The following is a 22,224-nucleotide window of genomic DNA, read 5'->3' as shown; positions in this document are numbered from 1 at the left end:
TCGATAGCAGGCTATTCGATAGCCTCGTATGGAAGCCCGACGTAATTTTCTGCAATGGTTTTTCGGCCCGCTTCCGAGCTGACAAAGTAGTCCAGCTCCGAGGCGCAAATGCGTTGGCTGAAGTCATCGTGATCGTCGAAGCGATGCAGCATTGACGTCATCCACCAGGAAAACCGCTCGGCCTTCCAGACCCGACGCAGGCAGATCTCGGAGTATTTCTCCAGCAGATCGATGCGACCGTCGCGGTACACCTTCAACAGAATATTGAACAATGTGCTGACGTCGCTTGCGGCGAGGTTCAAGCCCTTGGCGCCCGTGGGCGGGACGATGTGCGCGGCGTCGCCGACCAGAAACATCCGGCCGTATTGCATCGGCTCCACCACGAAACTGCGCAGCGGCGCGATGCTCTTTTCAATCGACGGGCCAGTGACCAGTTTCTCTGCCAGCTCCGACGGCAGGCGCTTTTTCAGCTCATCCCAGAAGCGCTGATCGCTCCAGTTGTCGACGTTTTCATCCGCTGGCACTTGCAGGTAGTAACGGGTGCGAACCGCTGACCGCATGCTGCACAAGGCAAACCCGCGTTCGTGGCGGGCGTAGACCAGTTCGTCTTGCACTGGCGGGGTGTCGGCGAGAATGCCTAGCCAGCCGAAAGGGTAAACCCGTTCGAACACCTTCAGGCAATCCGCAGGAATTGACTGCCGGGCGACACCGTGGAAACCATCACAACCGGCGATGTAATCGCAATCGACGCGCCAGGTTTCGCCGTCCTTTTCGAAGGTGACGAAGGCTTCGTCGCTTTTCATGCCGTGAGGAACGACATTGCTCACTTGATAAATCGTCGTTGCCCCGGCCTCCCGACGAGCGGCCATCAGGTCGCGGGTGACTTCGGTCTGGCCGTAGATCATTACGGTCTTGCCGCCGGTCAAGGCGTGCAGATCGATGTGCACCTGACGCCCGTCCAGCGCCAGATCGAAACCGCCGTGAACCAGACCTTCAGCGTCCATCCGCTGACTCACGCCGGCCTGACGCAACAGCTCTACCATGCCTTGTTCAAGCACACCGGCACGGATGCGCCCGAGCACATAATCGGGTGCCTGGCGTTCGAGGATGAGGGTGTCGATGCCGGCGTTGTGCAGCAACTGACCGAGGAGCAATCCGGATGGACCGGCGCCGATGATGGCGACTTGGGTTTTCAGCGTTTTCATTGTTTTTATGGCTCGCAAGCTTCACGCGGCCAAGGCCGGTGAATGATTTTTATGGATCGAGTGCTTGCATTTTTCCCTTGCGGGTCTGTCAATTGAAGGTGAAAACTGAGCCGATACCTGTACATTCTGCCAATCGGTGCGATTATCGCCCGTAACCCTAGAGGCCTGGATTGAAGTGATGAACAAGCCTGAGCTGCCTTCGATTCCGGTGTTCAAGCTCTACGGTGAAAGCCTGGACTGGCCGACCCCGGACTTGCTGCACTGTGAAACCATTTCCTCACGCAGTCGCGAACATCAATGGGAAATCAAACCCCACCGCCACGCCGATTTGTGCCAGCTGCTCTTCGTCTTCAAAGGTCAGGCAGAGCTTGAGATCGAAGGTCAGCGCACTCAGCTTCAAACGCCTGCCATTCAAGTACTGCCACCGCTATCGGTACATGGCTTCCGTTTTTCCCAGGACATCGAAGGATTCGTCGTCACGCTCGCCACGCCGCTGATCAATCACTTGCAGGCGCAACTGGGCAACGCGGTTCACGCGCTTGCCCAGGCCGACAGCTATCCGGCGGGCAATGACGGCGATTACCTGAATAGCTTGTTTACGGCGTTGCAGGCCGAGTACAACGGCCATCAACCCGCGCGGGAAATGCTCATGCATTCGCTGGTCAGCGTGATCATGGTCTGGGTCAGCCGCCAGGCGATCGTGCGCCATAACGCCAGCCAGCGGCCGCAACGCCAGCGCGAATACCTCGCCGGGTTTATTCAATTGGTGGAGGAAACTTACCGCCAGCATGTGAAGGTCGAGGATCTGGCCCATCGACTGGGCATTTCGGTCTCTCACCTCAACGGCACGTGCCGTGAACTGGCGGGGCAACCGGCGTTGCAGATCATGCACGAACGCCAGTTACTGGAAGCCAAGCGCCTGCTGACCTATACCAGCATGACCATTTACGATATGTCGGAATTGTTGGGGTTTTCCGATCCGACCAACTTCACGCGCCTGTTCCGGCGTCGGGTGGGGATTTCGCCCAAGGCGTTTCGTGACAGGCTGAAGGCCGAGCAGTAATTCTGTAACCACTACAAATCCCTGTGGGAGCGAGCTTGCTCGCTCCCACAGGGATTTTATTCCAGCCTGATTCAATCAGCGCAGCGCATTCAGCGTGGCGTTGTGCGGAATACAGCGCTCGAAGTTACAACTCGCGTATTCGCGGGGCAGTTGTCGCAGTTGCTCGACCCGCCAGGCCGCGGTGCCGTACAACGCCAGCGTGGCAGCGCAGGTGATGAAAATCGCGAAGTATCTTCTTGTTTTGATGTTCATGGTGTTCGACCTCTGAACGAATACCCTTGGGTACTGCTTTCAGCATAGGTCAGCCATGAAGACTTGCCAGCACCAGCGGTTGCACATTTAACGCGACATTCAGAACATTGATGACCGGGTTTACAGGTCGATATCCCACGCCGGGTTTTCCGGGAATCTGAGCACCAGAAAATCCAGCATGCTGCGCAATGCTGCCGGCATGTGCTTGCGCGAGGCATAGACCGCGTAGATGTTCATCTGCCGGGGTTCGGCGTCGGGCAGCAAGCGAATCAACTCACCTGCGTGAATGTACACCCCGGCCTGATAGGTCGGCAGCATCGCCACCCCCGCACCGGCCAACGTCGCTCGCAACAGCGTGCTTGCTTCGTTGGCGCTGATATTGCCCTGAACCGGCACCGAGACCGGCTCGCCGTCCTCTTCGAAATGCCACAGGCTTTTGCCGAAGTAAGAGTGAGTGAGGCAGTTGTGTCGACTCAGCTCTTCAACCCGCTGTGGCGCCGGATGCGCTTGCAGATAATCCGGGGCCGCGCAGACCACCGAGCGGCAAACGGTCAGGCGCCGGGCGATCAGATTCGGGTCCAGGTCATTGCTGGTGCGGATCGCCAGATCGATGCGCTCATCCACCAGATTCACCGTGCGATCGAGCATCTGCATATCGATGCTGACGCCGGGGTAGCGCTTGACGTACGCCGCCATCGCATCGGCCAGTTGCGCCTGGCCGAACGAGGTGCTGACGCTGATCCGCAGCAGTCCGCGCGGGGCGTCGTGGGGTTCGCTCACGGCGGCCTGCATATCGCTCGACAGTTCAATCATCTGCCGGCAGCGCGGCAGGATTTCACTGCCGGCGGCGGTCAGGCTCAATTTTCGTGTGGTGCGGTGCATGAGGCGTGCGCCGACCCAGTCTTCCAACTCGGCCAGATAACGCGATACCACCGGGCGTGAAAGGTCCAGGTGATCGGCCGCTGCCGACTGACTGCCCAGGTCCACCACCGTGACAAACACCCGCATTGCTTGGAGACGATCCATGATTTGCCCGCTTTCAGAAACAAACTATGTCCAAGCATCGCATTTTTTGTACTGACTCAGGCAACTAAGCTCTGTCCCATCGCCAGACACGGCATTCGGACACTGGAGCAACAGATGATCGGTTTCACTGTAATCAAACGCGTACTCCTCGCCACCGCTTCCCTCGGTTTTGCTGCCCACGCAGCGGCTGCCAACCTGACCCTCGATGTCTACAACCCGGGCACCAACGCCATTTTTCCGGTGACCTCGGTGCTGGTCAGCGGCGCAAAAGACGCAATCCTGGTCGATGCACAATTCGGTAAATCCCAGGCAGAGCAAGTGGTGCAAAAGATCCGCGCCAGCGGCAAGCACCTGACCACCATTTACATCAGCCACGGTGACCCGGATTACTACTTCGGCCTCGACACCCTGACCAAAGCCTTCCCCGATGCAAAGGTGCTGGCTTCGCAGCCGACCGTTGATCACATCAACAAAACCGTCGAAGGCAAACTGGCGTTCTGGGGCCCGAAAATGGGCGCCGACGTACCGGCGAAAACCATCGTGCCGGGCGTGCTCAAGGGCGACAGCCTGATGCTCGAAGGGCAGAAGTTGCAGGTGATCGGGCTTGCGGGCAAACAACCGGATCGCAGCTTTGTATGGATTCCTTCGCTCAAAGCCGTGGTTGGTGGCGTTGTCGTTGCCGAGAACATCCACATCTGGATGGCCGACACCCAGACCGCACAATCCCACGCCGACTGGCTGGAAACCCTGCATTCAATCGAAACCCTGAAGCCGAACACCGTGGTGCCGGGTCATTACCTGGGTAACAGCAGCCGTTCGCTGGCCAGCGTGAAATTCACCGCCGATTACATCAAAGCGTTCGATGCAGAAACCGCCAAGGCCAAGGATTCCGCCGCCCTGATCGCGGCAATGAAAAAACGCTACCCGAAGCTGGGCGAGGAAAGCTCGCTGGAGCTGAGCGCCAAAGTCGCCAAAGGCGAAATGCAGTGGTAACCCGATTCTGAAAACGCAGCACTCTCAAGCCAACTGGAGAATGTCATGAGCAAGATCGCAATCATCGGTGCCACCGGTCGTGCCGGTAGCCAACTGCTGGAAGAAGCCCTGCGTCGCGGCCACAGCGTTACCGCCATCGCCCGGGACACCTCGAAGATCGGCGCCCGTGCCGGTGTGGTCAGCAAGAATGTCGATGTGCTGGATTCGGTGGCGCTGCAAGATGCCGTCGCCGGTCATGATGTGGTGATCACCGCCGCGCATTTCGCGACGGTGCCGGCCAGCGCGATTGTCGGGCCAGTGAAGCAGGCGGGTGTGAAACGCCTGTTGGTGGTCGGCGGTGCCGGTTCGCTGTTGTTGCCGGACGACACTCGGGTTATCGACAGCGCAGGTTTCCCGGCCGAGTACAAAACCGAGGCCAGCGCCGGTGCGGCGTTTCTTGAGGCGTTGCGTCAGGAAAAGGAATTGGACTGGAGTTTTCTGTCGCCGTCGGCGGAGTTTGTCGAAGGTGAGCGCAGCGGTACGTTCCGTGTCGGCAAGGATCATTTGCTGGTGAGTGGAGAAGGGCGCAGCTGGATCACTTTTGCCGATTACGCGATTGCGTTGATCGACGAAGTGGAAGCGCCGAAACATTCGCGGCAGCGGTTTACGGTCGGGTACTGACAGCCCCCCTCACCCCAGCCATCTCCCGGAGGGAGAGGGCGCCGACCGAGGTGTCTTGCGGGATACATCGACCTGAGGGATCGAGCCGATTATGGATTCGGCAGAGGGAGCCGACCGAGGTGTCTTGCGGGATACATCGACCTGAAAGATCGAGTCGATTATGGATTCGGGAGAGGGAGCCGACCGAGGTGTCTTGCGGGATACATCGACCTGAGGGATCGAGCCGATTATGGATTCGGCAGAGCACGTTCAGGTCGGCGTACTTCTTGAGCATCCCCCGATCGGTCCCCTCTCCTTCGGGAGAGGGCTAGGGTGAGGGGAAAGGCCTCAACGCAAATGCGCCTGCTCCACCAGCCAGATCATCAACTCCTCCAGCAGCGGCGACGGTTCTCCGCCCTGCGGCACCACCACGTAATACGCCAATCCCGTCTTCACCTTCAGCTCGAACGGCATCACCAGTCTTTCGGCGCGCAGGTCGTCGCCGATCAGCGACCAGTCCCCGATCGCCACCCCCGTCCCGTGCGACGCCATCGACATTGCCTGATCCAGCGTCTCGAAATGCTGGCCCGTGTTGACGTTGTTCAATTGCTGCTCGGCGGCGGTCAGCCACGCCGTCCAGTCCTGGGTATCGCGGGTCGGATGCAGCAGCAGATGGTGTTGCAGATCCGCCGGTGTGGTTAACGCCGGAGGGCCTTGCAATAGCGCGGGCGAACAGACCGGTGTCAGTTGCTCATCGAACAGATGCAGGGCGGTCGATGAGTTGTCCGGTGGCGTGCCATAAATGACGGCGGCATCGAATGGCTCGCGCGCAAAATCCACGCCGTGGGCCAGGGTGGTGGTCAGTTTGACCGGTACATCCGGGCGCTCTTTCTGCCATTGCAACAGGCGCGGCACCAGCCAGCGCATCACACAGCTTGGGGCCTTGATTTGCAGGGTTTCACGCTTGAGACCGATCTGCTCGGTGGCTTCGCTGATCAAGCCGAACACCTTTTCCACGCGCGGCAGCCATTCGCGACCCTCGGCCGTCAGTTCCAGACCACGGGCCTGGCGGATAAACAATTCATAACCCAGATGATCCTCAAGCCCGGCGATCTGCCGGCTCACCGCACCCTGGGTGATGTGCAACTGCTCGGCCGCCCGGGTGAAGTTGCAGCACTGCGCGGTAATCAGAAAGGTATGCAGCGCGGGCAAGGGTGGCATTCGTTTCATGGCGATCCGAGGTATGACGTGAGGACATGGCTAGTATGATTTTTTATCCATTGTTGCGGCTAGGTGTCGCCCGTTCCAATGAGGCCATCCCTGGGCTTGCCCGCGCATCATAAACACAGCGCAGGCCCGGCGTCTCAAACGAACAAGAAGGGCAATGACATGGCGACGTGTGGCGAAGTACTGGTCAAGTTACTCGAAGGTTACGGGGTCGAGCAGGTGTTCGGCATTCCCGGGGTGCATACCGTGGAGCTGTATCGCGGGCTGGCCCGTTCGAGCATCAACCATGTCACGCCACGGCATGAGCAGGGCGCCGGGTTTATGGCCGACGGCTACGCGCGCACCAGTGGCAAGCCGGGCGTGTGCTTCATCATCACCGGCCCGGGCATGACCAACATCACCACGGCGATGGGCCAGGCTTACGCCGACTCGATCCCGATGCTGGTGATCTCCAGTGTGCAGTCGCGCAGTCAGTTGGGCGGCGGTCGCGGCAAGCTCCACGAATTGCCGAACCAGAGCGCGCTGGTCGCTGGCGTCGCGGCGTTCTCCCATACCTTGATGTCGGCGGCGGAATTGCCGGTTGTGTTGGCTCGCGCCTTCGCCCTGTTCCAGGCCGGTCGTCCGCGTCCGGTGCACATTGAAATTCCGCTGGACGTGCTGGTGGAAAACGCCGATGAGCTGCTCGCCAGCATCCCGGTCAATATCGATCGCGCCGGTGCCGCTCCAGCCGCTGTGAGCCGCATGACCGAGCTGCTCGCCGGCGCACAGCGTCCGCTGATCCTCGCCGGTGGCGGTGCTATCGATGCCGCCGCCGAGCTGACTGAACTGGCCGAACTGCTCGACGCCCCGGTCGCGCTGACCATCAACGCCAAAGGCATGTTGCCGTCCAGCCATCCGCTGTTGATCGGCTCGACGCAGAGTCTGGTCGCGACCCGCGCACTGGTCGCCGATGCCGACGTGGTGTTGGCGATCGGCACCGAACTGGCCGAGACCGATTACGACGTCACTTTCGCCGGCGGTTTCGAGATTCCCGGCAAGCTGCTGCGCATCGACATCGACGCCGATCAGACCGTGCGCAACTATCCGCCGCATGTGGCGCTGGTCGCCGATTCGCGCAACGCCGCACAAGCGCTGCTCAGCGCGTTGTCGCACAAGTCCTTGGCCGAGCGGCGCAACGATTGGGGGCAGGTGCGTGCTGCGCGTCTGCGCGATGAGCTGGCCGCCACTTGGGATGCACCGACGCTGGCTCAGACCCGGTTCCTCGAAACCGTTCTGCACGAATTGCCGGACGCCGTGTTCGTCGGCGATTCCACGCAACCGGTGTACACCGGCAACCTCACCTTCAACCCGGAGCGCCCGCGCCGCTGGTTCAACTCATCCACCGGTTACGGCACCCTCGGCTACGCCTTGCCGGCGGCCATCGGTGCATGGCTCGGTGGCCATTCCGACAAAGGTGCGCGCCCGCCAGTGGTGTGCCTGATCGGCGACGGTGGTTTGCAATTCACCCTGCCGGAACTGGCCAGCGCCGTCGAAGCGCGCACGCCGGTGATCGTCCTGCTGTGGAATAACCAGGGTTACGAAGAGATCAAGAAGTACATGGTCAACCGCGCCATTGAACCGGTCGGTGTCGACATCTACACACCGGACTTCATCGGTGTGGCCAAGGCCCTGGGTTGCGCGGCTGAAGCGATCAGCTCGGTAGAACAACTGCGCGCTGCGCTGCGTGCCGCAACCGACCGCCAAGGCCCGACCGTGATTGAAATCGATCAGAACCACTGGATGCAGGCGGTGGCCAAATGATCAATTTCCCCACCACACTCGATGGCCTCTACATCAACGGCCAATGGTCCGCCGGCCGCGAGCATTTGCGGGTGATCAACCCGGCCACTGAAGCGCTGCTGACCACGGTCAATGGCGGTGATGAGCTGGCGGTCGAACACGCGGTGACCGCCGCCGTCGAAGCGTTCAAGGATTGGTCGAAAACCAGCGGCGCGGAGCGTGGCGCGATCCTGCGCAACATCGCCAATGGCGTGCGCAACGGTCGTGACCAACTGATGAAATTGCAGTCGAGCAACAACGGCAAACCGCAATTCGAAGCGGCCATCGACGTCGACGATGTGATCGCCACGTTCGAGTACTACGCCGAGTTGGCCGAAGGACTCGATGGCAAACAGGACAGCAATGTGCCGCTGCCCAGCGATGATTTCAGCGCACGCCTGCGTCGCGAGCCGTGCGGCGTGGTCGGGCTGATCGTGCCGTGGAATTTCCCGATGGTCACCACTGCCTGGAAGCTCGCGCCAGCCCTGGCTGCCGGTTGCTGCGTGGTGCTCAAGCCGTCGGAAGTCACGCCGCTGCCGGAGCTGGAACTGGCGGCGATCATTGCCGAGTCCGGCCTGCCCAAAGGCGTGTTCAACGTGGTTTGCGGCACCGGGCTGGCGGTCGGTGCGCCGCTGTCGGCGGATCCGCGTATCGCCAAGATTTCCTTCACCGGCAGCAACGCCGTCGGTGTGCAGGTGATGCAGCGCGCCGCCGAAACCGTGAAAGGCGTGAGCCTGGAACTGGGCGGTAAATCCTCGTTGTTGGTGCTCGAAGATGCCGATCTCGATCTGGCGGTGGAGCTGGCGTGCGGTGGCGGGTTCTTCAACGCCGGGCAGATGTGTTCGGCCACCAGCCGCGTATTGGTCGCCGATGAACTGGCGGATGAGTTCCTCCTGCGTCTGAAGGCCCGTGCGGAAAAAATCCGTGTGGCCGAGCCGTTTGATCCGGACGTGGAAATGGGCGCTTTGGTCAATCAGGCGCAGTACCAGCGCGTGCTGGGCCACATCGACCGTGAGTTGAGTGCCGGGGCGAAGCTGATTTGCGGCGGCAATCGTCCCGCCGATCTACCGCGCGGCTATTTTTTGCAGCCGACGATCTTCACCGACGTGCCCCTCGACAGTGCGTTGTGGTGTGAAGAGATTTTCGGCCCGGTGTTGTGCGTGCGCAGTTTCAGCAGTGAAGCCGAGGCCATCGCGCTGGCCAACGACAGTCAGTTCGGTCTGGTCGCCAGTGTGGTGACGCGTAACACCGAGACCGCTGACCGTGTCGCCAACGCCCTGCAGGCGGGGCTGGTGTGGCTCAACGCGCCGCAAGTGATCTTCCCGCAAACGGCGTGGGGCGGTTACAAGCAGAGCAGCATCGGCCGCGAATTGGGCCCATGGGGGCTGGCGGCGTTTCAGGAAATCAAACACGTGATCCGGGCGCTCTGAACGCCCGAAAAAGGTGAGCGCATGCCTCGCAACGAGGCATGCGTCGGCGTCATGGCTTCAATGAGTTTTTATCGATAGTCAGGTGTTTTGCACGACCTCAGGATGAACCCGTCGGCAGCGCTCAAGCCCTTTGAAAACGGGGCTTTGAGCCGAACCGGCCGCGCGGATGCAACGGTTGCGACCAACCTCATACTTAAAAGAACAAAGGGAGTCCTTCATGGGCGAGCACGATCTGAACAGGCGTCAATTCATTAAAACCGTCGGCGTGGCGTCCGTGGCCGCAGCGGCCATGAGCATGCCCTTCATCCGGGCCAGCGCCAGCGACACGCGTTTTGCCGGCAAGACTCTGCGTTTGCTGACCTGGTCGGATGACACCGGCCTCGCCGCACTGCGCAATATTGCCGCGACCTTCGAGGCCAAGACCGGCGCCAAGGTGATCGCCGACCGCACCGGCAGCACCTCGGAAATGGTCGCCAAACTCAAGGCCGGTGGTGACCGTCCGCAATACGACATCATCACCTTGGCCGGCGTCGGCGCCGAAGGCCTGGCCGCCGCCGGGCTGCTGGAAAAACCCGACCTCAATCGCATTCCCAATCTGGTCGACGTACCGGAAAAATACCGCACCGGGGCCAACGGTCACGGCATCGGTTATCTGTTGTGGTGCAACAGTCTGGTCTATAGCACCCGCACGTTGAAAGAAGCGCCGGACAGTTACGCTGCGTTGTGGGACGCCGATCTGGCGCCTAACATTTTCCTCCCGCCACCGAACTGGACCGAGGCGATGGACCTGATCATCATCGCCGCCAAACTGGCCGGTGGTGACGAGCACAACATCGAGCCGGGCTTCAAAAAACTCGCCGAACTCAAGGACCGCGTGATCACCCTGGGCGAGAACCCTAACCAGATTGCCGAGCTGTTCCGTACCGGTTCGCTGGACATGGGCGGCCTCTACGCCCCGGCGTTTTTCCCCAAGCAGATCCGCGATCCGAACTATGGTCTGGGTGCCACGTTCGGCATGAAGGAAGGTTTCTACACCGACCTGATGCTCTCGGTGATGCCGAAGAATCGTCCGGGCGATACTGATCTGGCTTACGCCTTTATCAACCACTCTCTCGACCCGCTGGTGCAGGGCAAGATGGCCGAAGACATCTTCAACGGCCCGGTCAACGCCAAGGCGATCATCTCTGCCGAAGCGCGCAAGAGCCCGTACATCCTGACGCCGGAGCAGATTGCCGAGAAGGCGATCATGCACGACAACGCCTTCCTGGCCACCGTGCATGACCAATGGATTCGTCGCTATACGGAAATCTTTTCTTCCTGACGCCGTCCTCCCAAACACCGCAATCTCTGTGGGAGCGGGCCCTGTGGCGAGGGGATTTATCCCCGATGGGTAGCGCAACTGCCCCAAGATCAGCAAATACGGTGCATCAAATGTTCCGCATACGGTGGTTTTGCGACTGCTTCGCAGCCGGTCGGGGATAAATCCCCTCACCACAGAAGCTCGCTCCCACAGGGAAATGGTGGAGCTTGGGATATTCGCTTTCCATTGACGAGATCATTGCTATGGAACATCAATCCCTGACCCAACCGGTTGGCGCCGGCGACGTGCGTCCGGCGGGCGGTATTTCGCCGACTGCCCGGGCGTGGTTTTTCCTCACCCCGTCGATGCTGTTTCTTGGTGTGCTGATTGCCGCGAGCCTGCTGGTGCTGCGCATGAGCGTTGGCACCAAAGGCGCGGAGTGGTCGGGTTTCAGCCTGGCCAGTTACGCGCAATTGCTCGAACCCTATTACCTCAAATCCTTGCTGCTGACCCTGCGGCTGGCCCTGATCAGCGCGGTGATTGCCGTGGTGTTGGCGATCCCGGTGGCGTACACCATGTCGCGGCTGACTTCGCCCTTTCTGCGGCGGATTTTTCTCGCGGCGGTGCTGCTGCCATTGCTGGTCAATCTGTTGCTGCAAAGCTATGGCTGGCTGGTGATTCTCGGCCCCGGCGGCATGTTGAACCAGGCGCTTATGGGCCTGGGTCTGATCAAACGGCCGATCATGCTGCTGTACAACCAGAACGGTGTGTTGATGGGCCTGGTGCAGACGGCGTTTCCCCTCGCGGTGTTGCCGATTGCCAGCGCCATGCGCGGCGTCGCCCGCAGCTACGAAGAGGCCGCCGCCACCCTCGGTGCCAGCCGCTTCCAGGTGTTCCGCCAAGTGGTGTTGCCGATGAGCCTGCCGGGCATCATCACCGGCGCGACACTGGTGTTCGCCTACAACGCCAGCAGCTTTGTCGTGCCGTTACTGCTCGGTGGTCGGCGCGTGCCGATGCTCGCGGTGATGGTGCATGACCAGATCGCCCCGCTGATGAACTGGCCTGCCGCCTCCGCCGCCGGGGTGGTGCTGATCATCACCACACTGGCGATCATGACCCTGTCCGAATACATCACCGGCCGTCGTCGGCGTTTGCTGGAGGCTTCGCAATGAGTGTCCTGTTCAAGAAGCGTCAGTCGCTGTTGCCCGGCGACACGGGCAAGTTCGCCGGCATCCTTTCCGGGTTCATTCTGCTGCTGGCGGTGTTGCCGATCCTGACCATGATCGTGATGTCGTTCAGCGGTGCGTCGAACCTCGACTTTCCGCCGAGCAGCTACAGCCTGCAATGGTACAAAGCGGCCTGGCACACCTTTGTCTCGCCGGACGCCAGCGATGTGCTGAGCCTCGGCCAGGCCATGGGCACCAGCCTGCTGGTGGCTTGCCTGACCATGATCTTCGCCACGCTGATCGCGGTGCCGGCCGCCTATGCACTGACCCGTTGCGAATTCCGCGGCAAAGCCGTGGCGCTGCAACTGATGTCGCTACCGCTGGTGTTTCCGATGGTGGTGTTGGGGCTGGCGTTGCTGTTGGTGTTCGACAGCCTGCCGTTCCACATGACCACCTCGCGTCTGGTGATTGCCCACGTGATTTTGGCGTTGCCGTTTGTGGTGAAGAACTGCACCGCCGCGATGCTTTCCATCGGCAGCGAAGTCGAAGAAGCGGCGCAGATGCTCGGCGCCTCGCCATTGCGGGCGATTGTCGATGTGGTGGTGCCGTTGATGAAGTCGGGGATTCTGGCGGGCATGCTGCTGGCGTTCATCGTCTCGTTCAACGAATTCACCGTGACCTATTTCCTCTACACCATCGACGTCATGACCGTGCCGATCTGGATGTACAGCCGCACCGTGTCATCGCTCGACCCTACCGTGTTCTCGTTTGCCGTGCTGATCGTGCTGATCGACTTCGTCCTGATCTGGGCGTTGGAGAAGCTGGTGGGCGAGGGCGGCGTTTCCTTTTGATTTGAGGTGCAACATGACTGGTCTGATTCTGGAAAACGTCGAGAAATTCTACGGCTCGGCTTGCGCGGTCAAAGACGTCAATCTGCATTTGCCGGAAGGCAAACTGGTGTGTTTTCTCGGCCCTTCGGGCTGCGGCAAAACCACTTTGCTGCGGATGATCGCCGGGCTGGAAACCCTCACCAGCGGCGAGATTCGCCTGGACGGCGAAAACATCGCCCACACCCCGGCGCACCTGCGCAACTTCGGCATGGTGTTCCAGTCGCTGGCGCTGTTCCCGCACATGACTGTCGGCGAAAACATCGCTTACCCGCTGAAACTGCGCGGCGTCAGCAAGGCCGATCAGCAGGCACGGGTGGTTGAACTGCTTGAGCTGATCCAGTTGCAGGCGATGATCGACCGTCCGGTGGCCAAACTCTCCGGCGGCCAACGCCAACGCGTGGCGATTGCCCGGGCGATTGCCTCGCATCCGAAAATCCTCTTGCTCGACGAACCGCTGTCGGCGCTCGACGCCAAGCTGCGCGAATCGATGCAGGTGGAAATCCGCCAACTGCAACAACGCCTGAACATCACCACGATCATGGTCACCCACGATCAGCGCGAAGCGATGACCATGGCCGACATCGTCGTGGTGCTGGGCGAGCACAAGGTGCAGCAGGTCGGTACGCCGATTGAAATCTACCGGCATCCGGCCAACGAATTCGTCGCTGACTTCATCGGTTCGGGCAACATTTTCCCGGCCACCGCGCTGGGCGATGGCATGGTCAGTTTGCCGGGTGGTGACGCATTGCAAGTGCCGATCTGCAGCAGCATCGTGGTCGGGCAGAAGTTGAAAATGCTGATTCGTCCGGAAGACCTGCAACTGTCGCCAGCGCAGGCAACGGCGGGCAACCGGTTGCTGGGCAAAGTGACGTTTGTGCGCGATATCGGCGCGACCATCGAAACCACGGTGGAGTGTTCTGGGGTGACGTTTACGGCGTTGAGTACACCGTGTCAGGGGATCGGCTTGGGGATCGGGCATCCGGTGTCGGTGACGCTGCCGGTGGAGGCGTGTCGGGTGTTGGGGGCTTGATCCGGTTTTGTTCATTCCGGCCTCTTCGCGAGCAGGCTCGCTCCCACAGGGGATTTGTGTCGATCACAGATTCAATGTGGGAGCGAGCCTGCTCGCGAAAGCGTCGGTCGATACAGCGCAATGTCTGGATCAGACTGACTGCCGCAACCGCGCCAGATCCCGCAACGGCGGCGCGCCGAACAAGCGGCTGTACTCACGGCTGAACTGCGACGGACTCTCATACCCCACCCGATACCCCGCCGCCGAAGCTTCCAGCCCTTCGGCCAGCATCAAGCGCCGCGCCTCTTGCAGGCGCAATTGCTTCTGATACTGCAACGGACTCATCGCCGTCATCGCCTTGAAGCGGTGATGCAATGTCGACACGCTGAGGTTCACTTCTTTGGCCAGATCATCAATGCGTAGCGGTTGTTCGAAGTTGCCGTTGAGCCATTTGATCGCTTGGCTGATGCGATGGCTCTGGCTGTTGGCAATCGCGATTTCATACAAACGATGGCCCTGCGGACTGCGCAGCAGGCGATAGAGGATCTCCCGGCGAATCAGCGGCGCGAGCATGGCGATGTCTTTTGGCGCATCGAGCAAACGCGCCAGGCGCAGCACGGCGTCGAGCATGGCGCTGTCGATTTTTTCGACGTACAAACCGCGTCCGGTCGGCCGGGTCGGCACGCCCAGGGGACCAGCGTCGGCGATGAGCGCGGTGATTTCCGCCGGGTCGATATCCAGGCGCACGGCGAGGATCGGGTCCTCTGGCGAGACATTGACCACGCGCCCGCTCAACGGCATCGATACCGAGACCACCAGGTAATTCAGTGGGTCGTAATTGAAGAATTCATCCGCCAGCCGCACCTCTTTACGCCCCTGGGCCATGATGCACAGCGCCGGTTGCGCCAGCACCGGGGCGAAGTCGTGGGATCGGGTATGGCGCGACATGAACAGCGAACCGACAGCGGTGGCGTAACTACCATCGTCCGTGGTGTTACGGCGGATGATCGCCGCGAGTTCCGCGCGCTGCTTTTCCATGTCTGCGGTGGGTTCGGCTTGAAAACGATCGAATGACGTCATGCACGGCATCCTCGGCAAGGGAGGTGGAATGGAGCAGAGCATATGTTTGTGCAATCGAGAGCGGTAGACGCATTCTGCGAAATGCTTGCCTGATTCTGCACGGGGTCGCGGCGTTGATTTGTCGTCGAACCCTGTAGGAGCTGCCGAAGGCTGCGATCTTTTGATTTTTAAAGGTCAAAGGATCGCAGCCTTCGGCAGCTCCTACACAAAGCCTGTGTGACGGTGTTGCAACTACTTTCGCAGGATTGTGCAACGCGACGGCAGGAATCGACTAACGGCGTCTGGCGCGCGGCCCTTAACCTTTGATCCTGTCGCAGCCCGTCCGCTGGCTGCCACGCGACTCCCTGGGAGGGTTGAACAATGTCCAAGCAGATTCCCGTCAGTCATATGGCCTTCGTCCGAGCGCGTGCCGGGCGCTCGGCGGAACTCGGTGTACGCCTGAGCGCGCTGATCGAACCGTCTCGCGCCGCCCCCGGTTGCCTGAGCTTTGCCTTGCAGCATTCGCAGTGTGATCCCGAGTTGTGGCTGGTCTCCGGTTTCTGGAGCAATCAACAGATGATGACCGCGTACTTCAATAGTCCGTCGATGGAAATCTTCGCCGAGCTGGTGCAGGAGTTGGTGGTCAACAGTCTGGATTTCCACACTTTCAAAGAAGTCTCTGCGGCGCAGGCTCTCGGCCAGTGTTCGGCACCGGTACACAAACTCGCCGGTTGAGGGTTTAATATCCGGCTTATTTGTCTGAGCCGGGATGTATGACATGGCACGTAAAGAGTTCGAACACTTCGAAGCAGTCTCCGCAGTCGTCCCCGTCGAGTTGGGTGGCAACAAGGGCTATCACGCGGCAATCGCGGTCAAGGCCCTGGTCGATGGCGGTGCGCCACGCTTTCACAAACTGCTGGGTGACCAAGTGTTTCCCGGCGCCATCGCTGCCGATGAGGCCGCCATCAATGAGCTGGACCGCCTCAAGGGCGTCACTGAAGACGCCGAGCTGATCTGGTAATCAGTTATTTGACGGCACCCGGTCGCCACATTTTGAACAGGGCTTCAGGCCCCAACTGAAAATAGTCCGCCGGCCCACCGCCGCGCAGAATCGGTTCTGCCGCGGCGGTGTCGTAAATCCCATCCTTCAACAGCCACTTGGCGATATGCACGGCGACCACTTCGCCGAGGATCAGCCAGCTCGGCACCGTCTCGCCATCGGCGCGCTGCAACTGAATGATCTGGGTGACCTTGCACTCGAAGGACACCGGGCTTTCGGCGACCCGTGGCACTGAAATCACCTTTGACGCCACCGTCGTCAGTCCTGCCAATTCAAACTCGTTGACCTCAGGCGCGACCATCGCACAGCTCTGATTCATCTGCTCGGCCAGCGGGCGGGTGGCGAGGTTCCAGACGAACTCGCCAGTCTGTTCGATGTTGTTCAGGCTGTCTTTGCGCCCGACGCTGGAAAAACCAATGATCGGTGGAATGTAGTTGAAGGCGTTGAAGAAACTGTACGGCGCCAGGTTCAACTGGCCGTTGGCATCCTGTGAAGAGATCCAGCCGATAGGGCGGGGGCCGACGATGGCGTTGAACGGATCGTGGGGCAGGCCGTGGCCGTTGGCGGGTTCGTAGAAGTGGATGTCATCGGGCATGGCTTGGAATCCAGGAAGGGCATTGGTCAGAGAGCAATAGTGCAAGTCCGGCCGTTGAAGATCAATTGTGGGAGCGAGCCTGCTCGCGAAGACAGCTCTTCAGTCGACATCAATGTTGAATGGGCTACCGCCTTCGCGAGCAGGCTCGCTCCCACAGGGGATCGTGTGCATTCCAGACCTTTTCCATTCCCCAGAAATGACTAAGCCCGGCCGAAGCCGGGCTGTGCGCTTTACAACAGCAATCAGCTGATCGAAGCGGATTGGGTGCGGTCGTAGCCGTCAGCGGCGAAAGTGGCGGAACCGGTGCGGTCGTAACCATCTTCAGCGAAGGTAGCGGAGCCGGTGCGATCAAAGCCGTCTTCAGCGACAGTGGCCGAGCCGGTGCGGTCGTAGCCATCAGCGGCGACAGTGGCGGAACCGGTGCGGTCATAACCATCGGCAGCAACGGCCGAGCCAGTGCGATCAAAACCATCAGCGGCAAAGGTGTTGGCGGCCAGTACGGACAGGGTCAGGGCGAGGATCAGTTTGGTTTTCATGTTCGTTACTCCAGATTCGTTGGCGGGTGTGTCTTGCATGGGTTTAATGCTACGCCAACTAAATTGATTAAAAAGCGCAAATTAATGCTAAAAACTATCGATTAACTAGATGTTAACGGCGACGCATTAAATGGCTTCCATCATCGGGAGCGAACGTCGCGCAGGTCATCGATCAGGTGAGCACAGGATGCAGAGGCAGCATTAACCGGTGATTAATCGGCCATAAAACAAAAATCGCAGCCCCGACAGCCTCCTGTAGGAGCTGCCGAAGGCTGCGATCTTTTGATCTTGCGTAACTATCAGTCAGTCACGATCCGCGAATGTTTCTGGGTGTCTTTCATGGTGATGTACACCAGCAACGACACTGCGATGCATGCGGTCACGTACCAGTAGTAACCGGTTTCCATGCCAATGCTCTTGAACCACAGCGCGATGTATTCGGCGGTGCCACCGAAGATCGAAACGGTCAGTGCGTACGGCAGGCCGACGCCCAGGGCGCGGATTTCGGTCGGGAACAGTTCGGCTTTCACCACTGCGTTGATCGAGGTGTAGCCACTGACAATGATCAGCGCCGCCATGATCAGGAAAAACGCACCCCACCAGGTCTGGATGGTGTGCAGGGTCATCAGGATCGGTACGGTGAAGATCGTCCCCAACACGCCGAAGGCGATCAGGATCGGACGACGGCCGATTTTATCGGACAGGCCACCGATGATCGGTTGCAGGCACATAAACAGGAACAGCGTGGCGGCAGAAATGGTGGTCGAGTCGGAGATGCTCATGCCGACGGTGTTCACCAGGTATTTCTGCATGTAGGTGGTGTAGGTGTAGAACGCCAGCGTACCGCCCATGGTCAGGCCGACCACGGTCAGCAGTTCTTTGGGGTGACGCATCAAGGTGCGCATGGCGCTTTCCTTGGCTTTCTCTTTTTTGGTGAACGATTCGGTCTCTTCCATACCACGACGCAGGTACAGCGCAACGACTGCGCACAGTGCGCCGATGGCGAACGGAATACGCCAGCCCCACGCATACAGCTCTTCGGTGGTGAGGAAGTTCTGCAGCACGATCAGTACGCCGAGGGCGATGAGCTGGCCGGAGATCAGCGTCACGTACTGGAAGCTGGAGAAAAAGCCGCGACGTTCCTTGGTCGCCATCTCGGACAGGTAAGTCGCCGAGGTGCCGTACTCGCCTCCGACCGACAGGCCTTGCAGCAAGCGAGCGAATACCAGAAGGATCGGCGCGCCGACACCGATGGTTTCATAACCTGGGCTCAGGGCGATGATCAACGAGCCGAAGCACATCAGGTAAACCGAGGCCATCAGCGCTTTCTTGCGTCCGACCTTATCGGCATAAAGCCCCATCAGCCAGCCGCCGATCGGGCGCATCAAAAAGCCCACGGCGAAGATCGCGGCGGTGTTCAGCAGTTGGGCGGTGGTGTCGCCTTTGGGGAAGAAGGCTTTGGCGAAGTACAGCGAGAAGGCGGCATACACGTACCAGTCGTACCACTCGACCATGTTGCCGACGGAACCGCTGAAGATCGATTTGATCCGGCTGGCGGTGGTTCTTTCTTTGGCCGGCACGGCAGCCGACCCAAGTGGCAGGGCGTTGGAGTTATCCATTGAAGGATCCTTCGTATAATTGTTTTTGTGGAGCGCGTCGAAACGCAGCCTGCGAGGGCTATAGCAGGAGCTGTGCCAACGGGGGGAGGCGCGGTTTAGAGGGGCCGGGGAGATCGAATGAGCGGAAATCCGCTTATGGCTGGATTGTGGTGAGCGGAAAATTGCTCATTCAGGCAGATGGATAATGGTTGGCTGGACCGGACCCTTCGCGAGCAGGCTATCAGCGACAACGAAAAACTCAGCTGTCCGGAACAAACATCTCCCGACTCAACCCATGCCGCTGCATCTTTTCATTGAAGGTGCGACGCGGCAGTTGCAGCTCTTCAAGCACCGCTTTCACATCGCCTTTGTGCCGGGTCAGCGCTGCACGCAAGCATTGCGCTTCAAACGCCTCTTGCTGCGCCGCCAGCGACTGGCCCGGATCAATCCCCGGCGCCGGTTCATCCAGCCCCAGCACCTGGCGTTCGGCGACGTTCGCCAGTTCGCGCACATTGCCCGGCCAGTCATGGCTGAGCAGGTGACTCAACTGCGCACCCGTCAACGGTGGGAAGGTGCGGCCAAGACGCTGAGCCGCGCTCTGGGCAAAGTTTTCGAACAGTAACGGAATGTCTTCGCGACGATCACGCAGCGGCGGCAAACGCAGCTCGGCAACGTTCAAGCGATACGCCAGGTCTTCACGAAAACGTCCTGCCCGCGCTTCGTCGAGCAGGTCGGGTTTGGTCGCCGCGACGATGCGCAAATCCACCCGAATACTCTGATTCGAACCCAGGCGTTCAAGCTTCTGCTCCTGCAACACCCGCAGCAGTTTGACCTGCTGGGCCAGCGGCATGCTTTCGATTTCATCGAGAAACAGCGTGCCGCCATCGGCATATTCCAGCTTGCCGATGCGCTTGCCAGAGGCACCGGTAAACGCGCCGCTTTCATGGCCGAACAGTTCCGCTTCGAACAGCTGCTCAGGGATCGCCGCGCAGTTCAACGCCACGAACGGCTTGTCCGCACGCGGGCCGAAATCATGCAGGCAACGGGCAACCAGTTCCTTGCCGCTGCCGGTTTCGCCACGGATCAACACGTTGACCGGTAACGTCGCCAGATCCAGCACCTGCCGGCGCAAGGTCTGCAAACCACGGGACACGCCCAGCAGTGTTGCGTCGAGTCTGGCGCGGTGGTCGGCCTGCTCGTGCAGGGCACGGTTTTCCAGAATCAGGCGGCGCTTTTCCAGTGCCCGGCGCAGGCTGCCGAGCAGGGTTTCCGGGCTGAAGGGTTTTTCCAGAAAGTCGTAGGCGCCGTCGCGCATCGCTTCGACCGCCATCGGCACATCGCCGTGACCGGTGAGCAGGATCACCGGCAGATCGGCGTCGCGGCGCTGCACTTCGGCCAGCAGCTCCAGACCACTGAGGCCGGGCATGCGCACGTCGCTGACAATCACCCCGGGAAAGTGTGCGGGCAGGGCGGCGAGGCATTCTTCGGCGCGGCTGAACAGCTGCACTTCGAAGCCCGACAGGCTTAGCCATTGCTCGACTGCATTGCGAATGCTGCTTTCGTCATCGACCACCATCACCGAATTGAGCATCAGATGTGTGCCTCCAGATCGATTGGCAAGGTCAGGGCGAACACCGCGCCGTTCTCGCCATTTTCCACACTCAGGCGTCCACCGGATTCATGGACGATGGCGAACGACACCGCCAGCCCCAGGCCCAGCCCGTCACCCACAGGTTTAGTGGTGAAGAACGGATCGAACACCTGACCCAGATGTTCTTCGGCGATGCCGCCGCCATTGTCGCTGATGCTCAGCCGCCATAGTTGTTCATCGGCTTGCAGACGGATTTCCAGACGTTTGCACGGTTTGCCCTGCATCGCATCGAGGGCGTTGCGCAGCAGGTTGATCAGCACCTGTTCCAGGCGGATCGCGTCACCGCGTACCCACGCCGGACGCGTCAGGTGCAGCACCAGACTGACCTGTTCGTCACGCAGTCGCGCATCAAGCAGTTGCAAGGATTGATCAACCACGGTCGCCAGATCCAGACGCTCGCGCAAACCGCTGGGGCTCTTTCGCGCAAAGGTTTTCAGGTGACCGGTGAGGGCGGCCATGCGCGTGAGCATTTCGTCCACCGGTTTGAGTGCCTTGTAGGCATCATCGACGCGGCCATGGTCGAGCAGCAGGCGCAGGGTCGCCAGTTGCATGCGCTGGGCGGTCAGCGGTTGATTGATCTCGTGCGCGAGCGCGGCGGACATCTGGCCGAGTGCGGCGAGCTTGGCCGACTGCACCAGACCGTCCTGGGCGGTGCGCAGGTCGCGGGTGCGCTCCTCGACCAGTTGCTCCAGTTCTTCGCGGTTGCGTTGGCGGATTTTCGACAGCCGCCAGCGCTGATTGAGGAACAGCAGCAGAAACACCAGCGCCAGCCACACCCCGGCGGCTGCGAGGCCGGCGTTACGCAAGTCTTCGAAGGCCACTTGCGGACGGCGCAACAGGTGCAGCGTCCAGCCTTCGGCCGTCAATGGCAGCGACTCCCAGAGATAGTCCGCCGTGCCTTGCGGGCCTTCGACCCGGCGCAGATCGCTGTTGTCATCGAAGCGGCGCAGTGACAGGTGGGTCAGTGGCTGCAGAGATTGCTTGTCGTACTGGCGCGTGGTTTTGATCTCTGCCAGATCGCTGGCACTCAACGGCCGCAACGCGCGATAGCGCCAGCCAGGCTGGTTGGCGATAAAGATGATGCCGCGCGCGTCGCTGACCAGCAGCGTGTCGCTGCCCTGGCTCCATTCGCGTTCCAGTTCGGGGAATTCCAGCTTGACCACCATCGCCCCGAGGAACTGCTCGTTATCACCGAGCACCGCACTGGACAGGAAATAACCGGGAATCCCGCTGGTCACACCGACCGCGTAGAAACGTCCGGTGCCCTGGGTGCGAGTCTGGCTGAAATAAGGACGAAAACCGTAATTGTGGCCGACATAGCTGCTCGGCAGGCGCCAGTTGCTGGCGGCCACGGCAAGGCCGGTGTGATCGAGCAGTTCAAGGGTCGAGGATTGCGCCGCACCGTTGATCTTTTCCAGCTTCAGATTCAGTGCCCGTTGCTGCTCGGCATCAACAGGGCCGGCCAGCGCCGAGCGTAACTGCGGGTCCAGTGCCAGCACGGCGGGGAGGGCGCGGTAGCGGTCGATCAGGGTGTGCAACGAATTGGCGTAGAGCGCCAATTGCTGGTTGGCGCGAGCGGCGTCCTCTTCCAGCGCCTGACGTTCGGCGTGGCGGATGGCGAGCGTTGCGGCAACAGCAGCGCCGGCGATGATCAGCAGGGTATACAACGACAGACGCAAGGTACGGGAAGTCGGCAGCATGCTGGGC

The 22,224-nt window shown here is 60.5% G+C and carries 21 protein-coding genes; 11 read left to right on the top strand and 10 right to left on the bottom strand.

Annotated elements, in window-relative coordinates:
- Window positions 1-11 precede the first annotated feature (11 nt).
- Window positions 12-1,205: a 4-hydroxybenzoate 3-monooxygenase gene (gene pobA / locus ACA074_RS21825; protein ID WP_497677784.1), complete on the bottom strand. Its 1,194-nt coding sequence runs from the start codon at window positions 1,203-1,205 to the stop codon at window positions 12-14.
- A gap of 178 nt (window positions 1,206-1,383) precedes the next feature.
- Between pobA and ACA074_RS21820 the strand changes: the two genes are divergently transcribed.
- Entirely contained in the window at window positions 1,384-2,268 is an 885-nt protein-coding gene (locus ACA074_RS21820; protein ID WP_489878844.1) for a helix-turn-helix domain-containing protein, read from the top strand.
- A gap of 75 nt (window positions 2,269-2,343) precedes the next feature.
- On the opposite strand, the gene ACA074_RS21815 is transcribed toward ACA074_RS21820, so the two are convergent.
- Complete coding sequence (locus ACA074_RS21815; protein ID WP_008085463.1) at window positions 2,344-2,520, bottom strand: hypothetical protein; 177 nt, start codon at window positions 2,518-2,520, stop codon at window positions 2,344-2,346.
- Between the two features lie 120 nt (window positions 2,521-2,640).
- Window positions 2,641-3,546 (bottom strand): LysR family transcriptional regulator, encoded by a 906-nt coding sequence (locus ACA074_RS21810; RefSeq protein WP_497677783.1) that lies wholly within the window; start codon window positions 3,544-3,546, stop codon window positions 2,641-2,643.
- A gap of 114 nt (window positions 3,547-3,660) precedes the next feature.
- Between ACA074_RS21810 and ACA074_RS21805 the strand changes: the two genes are divergently transcribed.
- Together ACA074_RS21805 and ACA074_RS21800 are read left to right on the top strand one after the other, a co-directional pair.
- Window positions 3,661-4,539 (top strand): MBL fold metallo-hydrolase, encoded by an 879-nt coding sequence (locus ACA074_RS21805; protein ID WP_497677782.1) that lies wholly within the window; start codon window positions 3,661-3,663, stop codon window positions 4,537-4,539.
- A 45-nt stretch (window positions 4,540-4,584) separates the two neighbouring features.
- The gene (locus ACA074_RS21800; protein ID WP_497677781.1) at window positions 4,585-5,199 is read left to right on the top strand and encodes an NAD(P)-dependent oxidoreductase; all 615 of its coding nucleotides are present in this window, start codon (window positions 4,585-4,587) and stop codon (window positions 5,197-5,199) included.
- Window positions 5,200-5,526: 327 nt separating this feature from the next.
- Here the strand turns inward: ACA074_RS21800 and ACA074_RS21795 are convergent, their stop codons facing one another.
- A complete protein-coding gene (locus ACA074_RS21795; protein WP_489878846.1) occupies window positions 5,527-6,408 on the bottom strand; it encodes a LysR substrate-binding domain-containing protein in 882 nt (293 codons plus the stop codon).
- A gap of 159 nt (window positions 6,409-6,567) precedes the next feature.
- Here ACA074_RS21795 and ACA074_RS21790 point away from each other — a divergent pair, with 159 nt between their 5' ends.
- The 6 genes from ACA074_RS21790 to ACA074_RS21765 all read left to right on the top strand — a co-directional run bounded on the left by ACA074_RS21790 (window position 6,568) and on the right by ACA074_RS21765 (window position 14,039).
- Window positions 6,568-8,205, top strand: a complete 1,638-nt coding sequence (locus ACA074_RS21790) for a 5-guanidino-2-oxopentanoate decarboxylase (RefSeq protein ID WP_497677780.1) — start codon at window positions 6,568-6,570, stop codon at window positions 8,203-8,205.
- Window positions 8,205-9,653: an aldehyde dehydrogenase family protein gene (locus tag ACA074_RS21785; RefSeq protein WP_497679343.1), complete on the top strand. Its 1,449-nt coding sequence runs from the start codon at window positions 8,205-8,207 to the stop codon at window positions 9,651-9,653. Before ACA074_RS21790 ends, ACA074_RS21785 begins: the two co-directional genes overlap by 1 nt.
- A 217-nt stretch (window positions 9,654-9,870) precedes the next feature.
- Window positions 9,871-10,974, top strand: a complete 1,104-nt coding sequence (locus ACA074_RS21780) for an ABC transporter substrate-binding protein (protein WP_187678129.1) — start codon at window positions 9,871-9,873, stop codon at window positions 10,972-10,974.
- A gap of 242 nt (window positions 10,975-11,216) precedes the next feature.
- Complete coding sequence (locus ACA074_RS21775; protein ID WP_489878848.1) at window positions 11,217-12,125, top strand: ABC transporter permease; 909 nt, start codon at window positions 11,217-11,219, stop codon at window positions 12,123-12,125.
- The gene (locus ACA074_RS21770; RefSeq protein ID WP_187678127.1) at window positions 12,122-12,970 is read left to right on the top strand and encodes an ABC transporter permease; all 849 of its coding nucleotides are present in this window, start codon (window positions 12,122-12,124) and stop codon (window positions 12,968-12,970) included. The genes ACA074_RS21775 and ACA074_RS21770 overlap by 4 nt, the downstream gene beginning before the upstream one ends.
- A gap of 13 nt (window positions 12,971-12,983) precedes the next feature.
- The gene (locus tag ACA074_RS21765; protein WP_401271641.1) at window positions 12,984-14,039 is read left to right on the top strand and encodes an ABC transporter ATP-binding protein; all 1,056 of its coding nucleotides are present in this window, start codon (window positions 12,984-12,986) and stop codon (window positions 14,037-14,039) included.
- Window positions 14,040-14,168: 129 nt separating this feature from the next.
- On the opposite strand, the gene ACA074_RS21760 is transcribed toward ACA074_RS21765, so the two are convergent.
- Window positions 14,169-15,098 carry an AraC family transcriptional regulator gene (locus tag ACA074_RS21760; RefSeq protein ID WP_497615232.1) on the bottom strand — a complete coding sequence of 310 codons (930 nt, stop codon included), beginning with the start codon at window positions 15,096-15,098 and terminating at the stop codon, window positions 14,169-14,171.
- A gap of 360 nt (window positions 15,099-15,458) precedes the next feature.
- Here ACA074_RS21760 and ACA074_RS21755 point away from each other — a divergent pair, with 360 nt between their 5' ends.
- Complete coding sequence (locus ACA074_RS21755) at window positions 15,459-15,812, top strand: putative quinol monooxygenase (RefSeq protein WP_187678124.1); 354 nt, start codon at window positions 15,459-15,461, stop codon at window positions 15,810-15,812.
- Window positions 15,813-15,855: 43 nt separating this feature from the next.
- Window positions 15,856-16,098, top strand: a complete 243-nt coding sequence (locus tag ACA074_RS21750) for a hypothetical protein (RefSeq protein ID WP_100845234.1) — start codon at window positions 15,856-15,858, stop codon at window positions 16,096-16,098.
- 4 nt (window positions 16,099-16,102) lie between these two features.
- Here ACA074_RS21750 and ACA074_RS21745 read toward each other — a convergent pair whose 3' ends face one another.
- The 5 genes from ACA074_RS21745 to ACA074_RS21725 all read right to left on the bottom strand — a co-directional run bounded on the left by ACA074_RS21745 (window position 16,103) and on the right by ACA074_RS21725 (window position 22,217).
- Window positions 16,103-16,732 (bottom strand): flavin reductase family protein, encoded by a 630-nt coding sequence (locus ACA074_RS21745; protein WP_187678122.1) that lies wholly within the window; start codon window positions 16,730-16,732, stop codon window positions 16,103-16,105.
- A 242-nt stretch (window positions 16,733-16,974) separates the two neighbouring features.
- Window positions 16,975-17,268, bottom strand: a complete 294-nt coding sequence (locus ACA074_RS21740; protein ID WP_489878851.1) for a hypothetical protein — start codon at window positions 17,266-17,268, stop codon at window positions 16,975-16,977.
- 299 nt (window positions 17,269-17,567) lie between these two features.
- On the bottom strand, window positions 17,568-18,887 hold the full coding sequence (locus tag ACA074_RS21735) for an MFS transporter (protein ID WP_401271649.1): 1,320 nt from the start codon (window positions 18,885-18,887) through the stop codon (window positions 17,568-17,570).
- A 238-nt stretch (window positions 18,888-19,125) separates the two neighbouring features.
- Window positions 19,126-20,457 (bottom strand): sigma-54-dependent transcriptional regulator, encoded by a 1,332-nt coding sequence (locus ACA074_RS21730; protein WP_489878852.1) that lies wholly within the window; start codon window positions 20,455-20,457, stop codon window positions 19,126-19,128.
- Entirely contained in the window at window positions 20,457-22,217 is a 1,761-nt protein-coding gene (locus ACA074_RS21725) for a sensor histidine kinase (protein WP_401271654.1), read from the bottom strand. The genes ACA074_RS21730 and ACA074_RS21725 overlap by 1 nt, the downstream gene beginning before the upstream one ends.
- Window positions 22,218-22,224: the final 7 nt, after the last annotated feature.

The sequence above is a fragment of the Pseudomonas sp. LBUM1655 genome, from assembly GCF_059716085.1.
The sequence above is the reverse complement of the archived record's forward strand: the minus strand, read 5'-3'. Positions and strand labels throughout refer to the sequence as shown.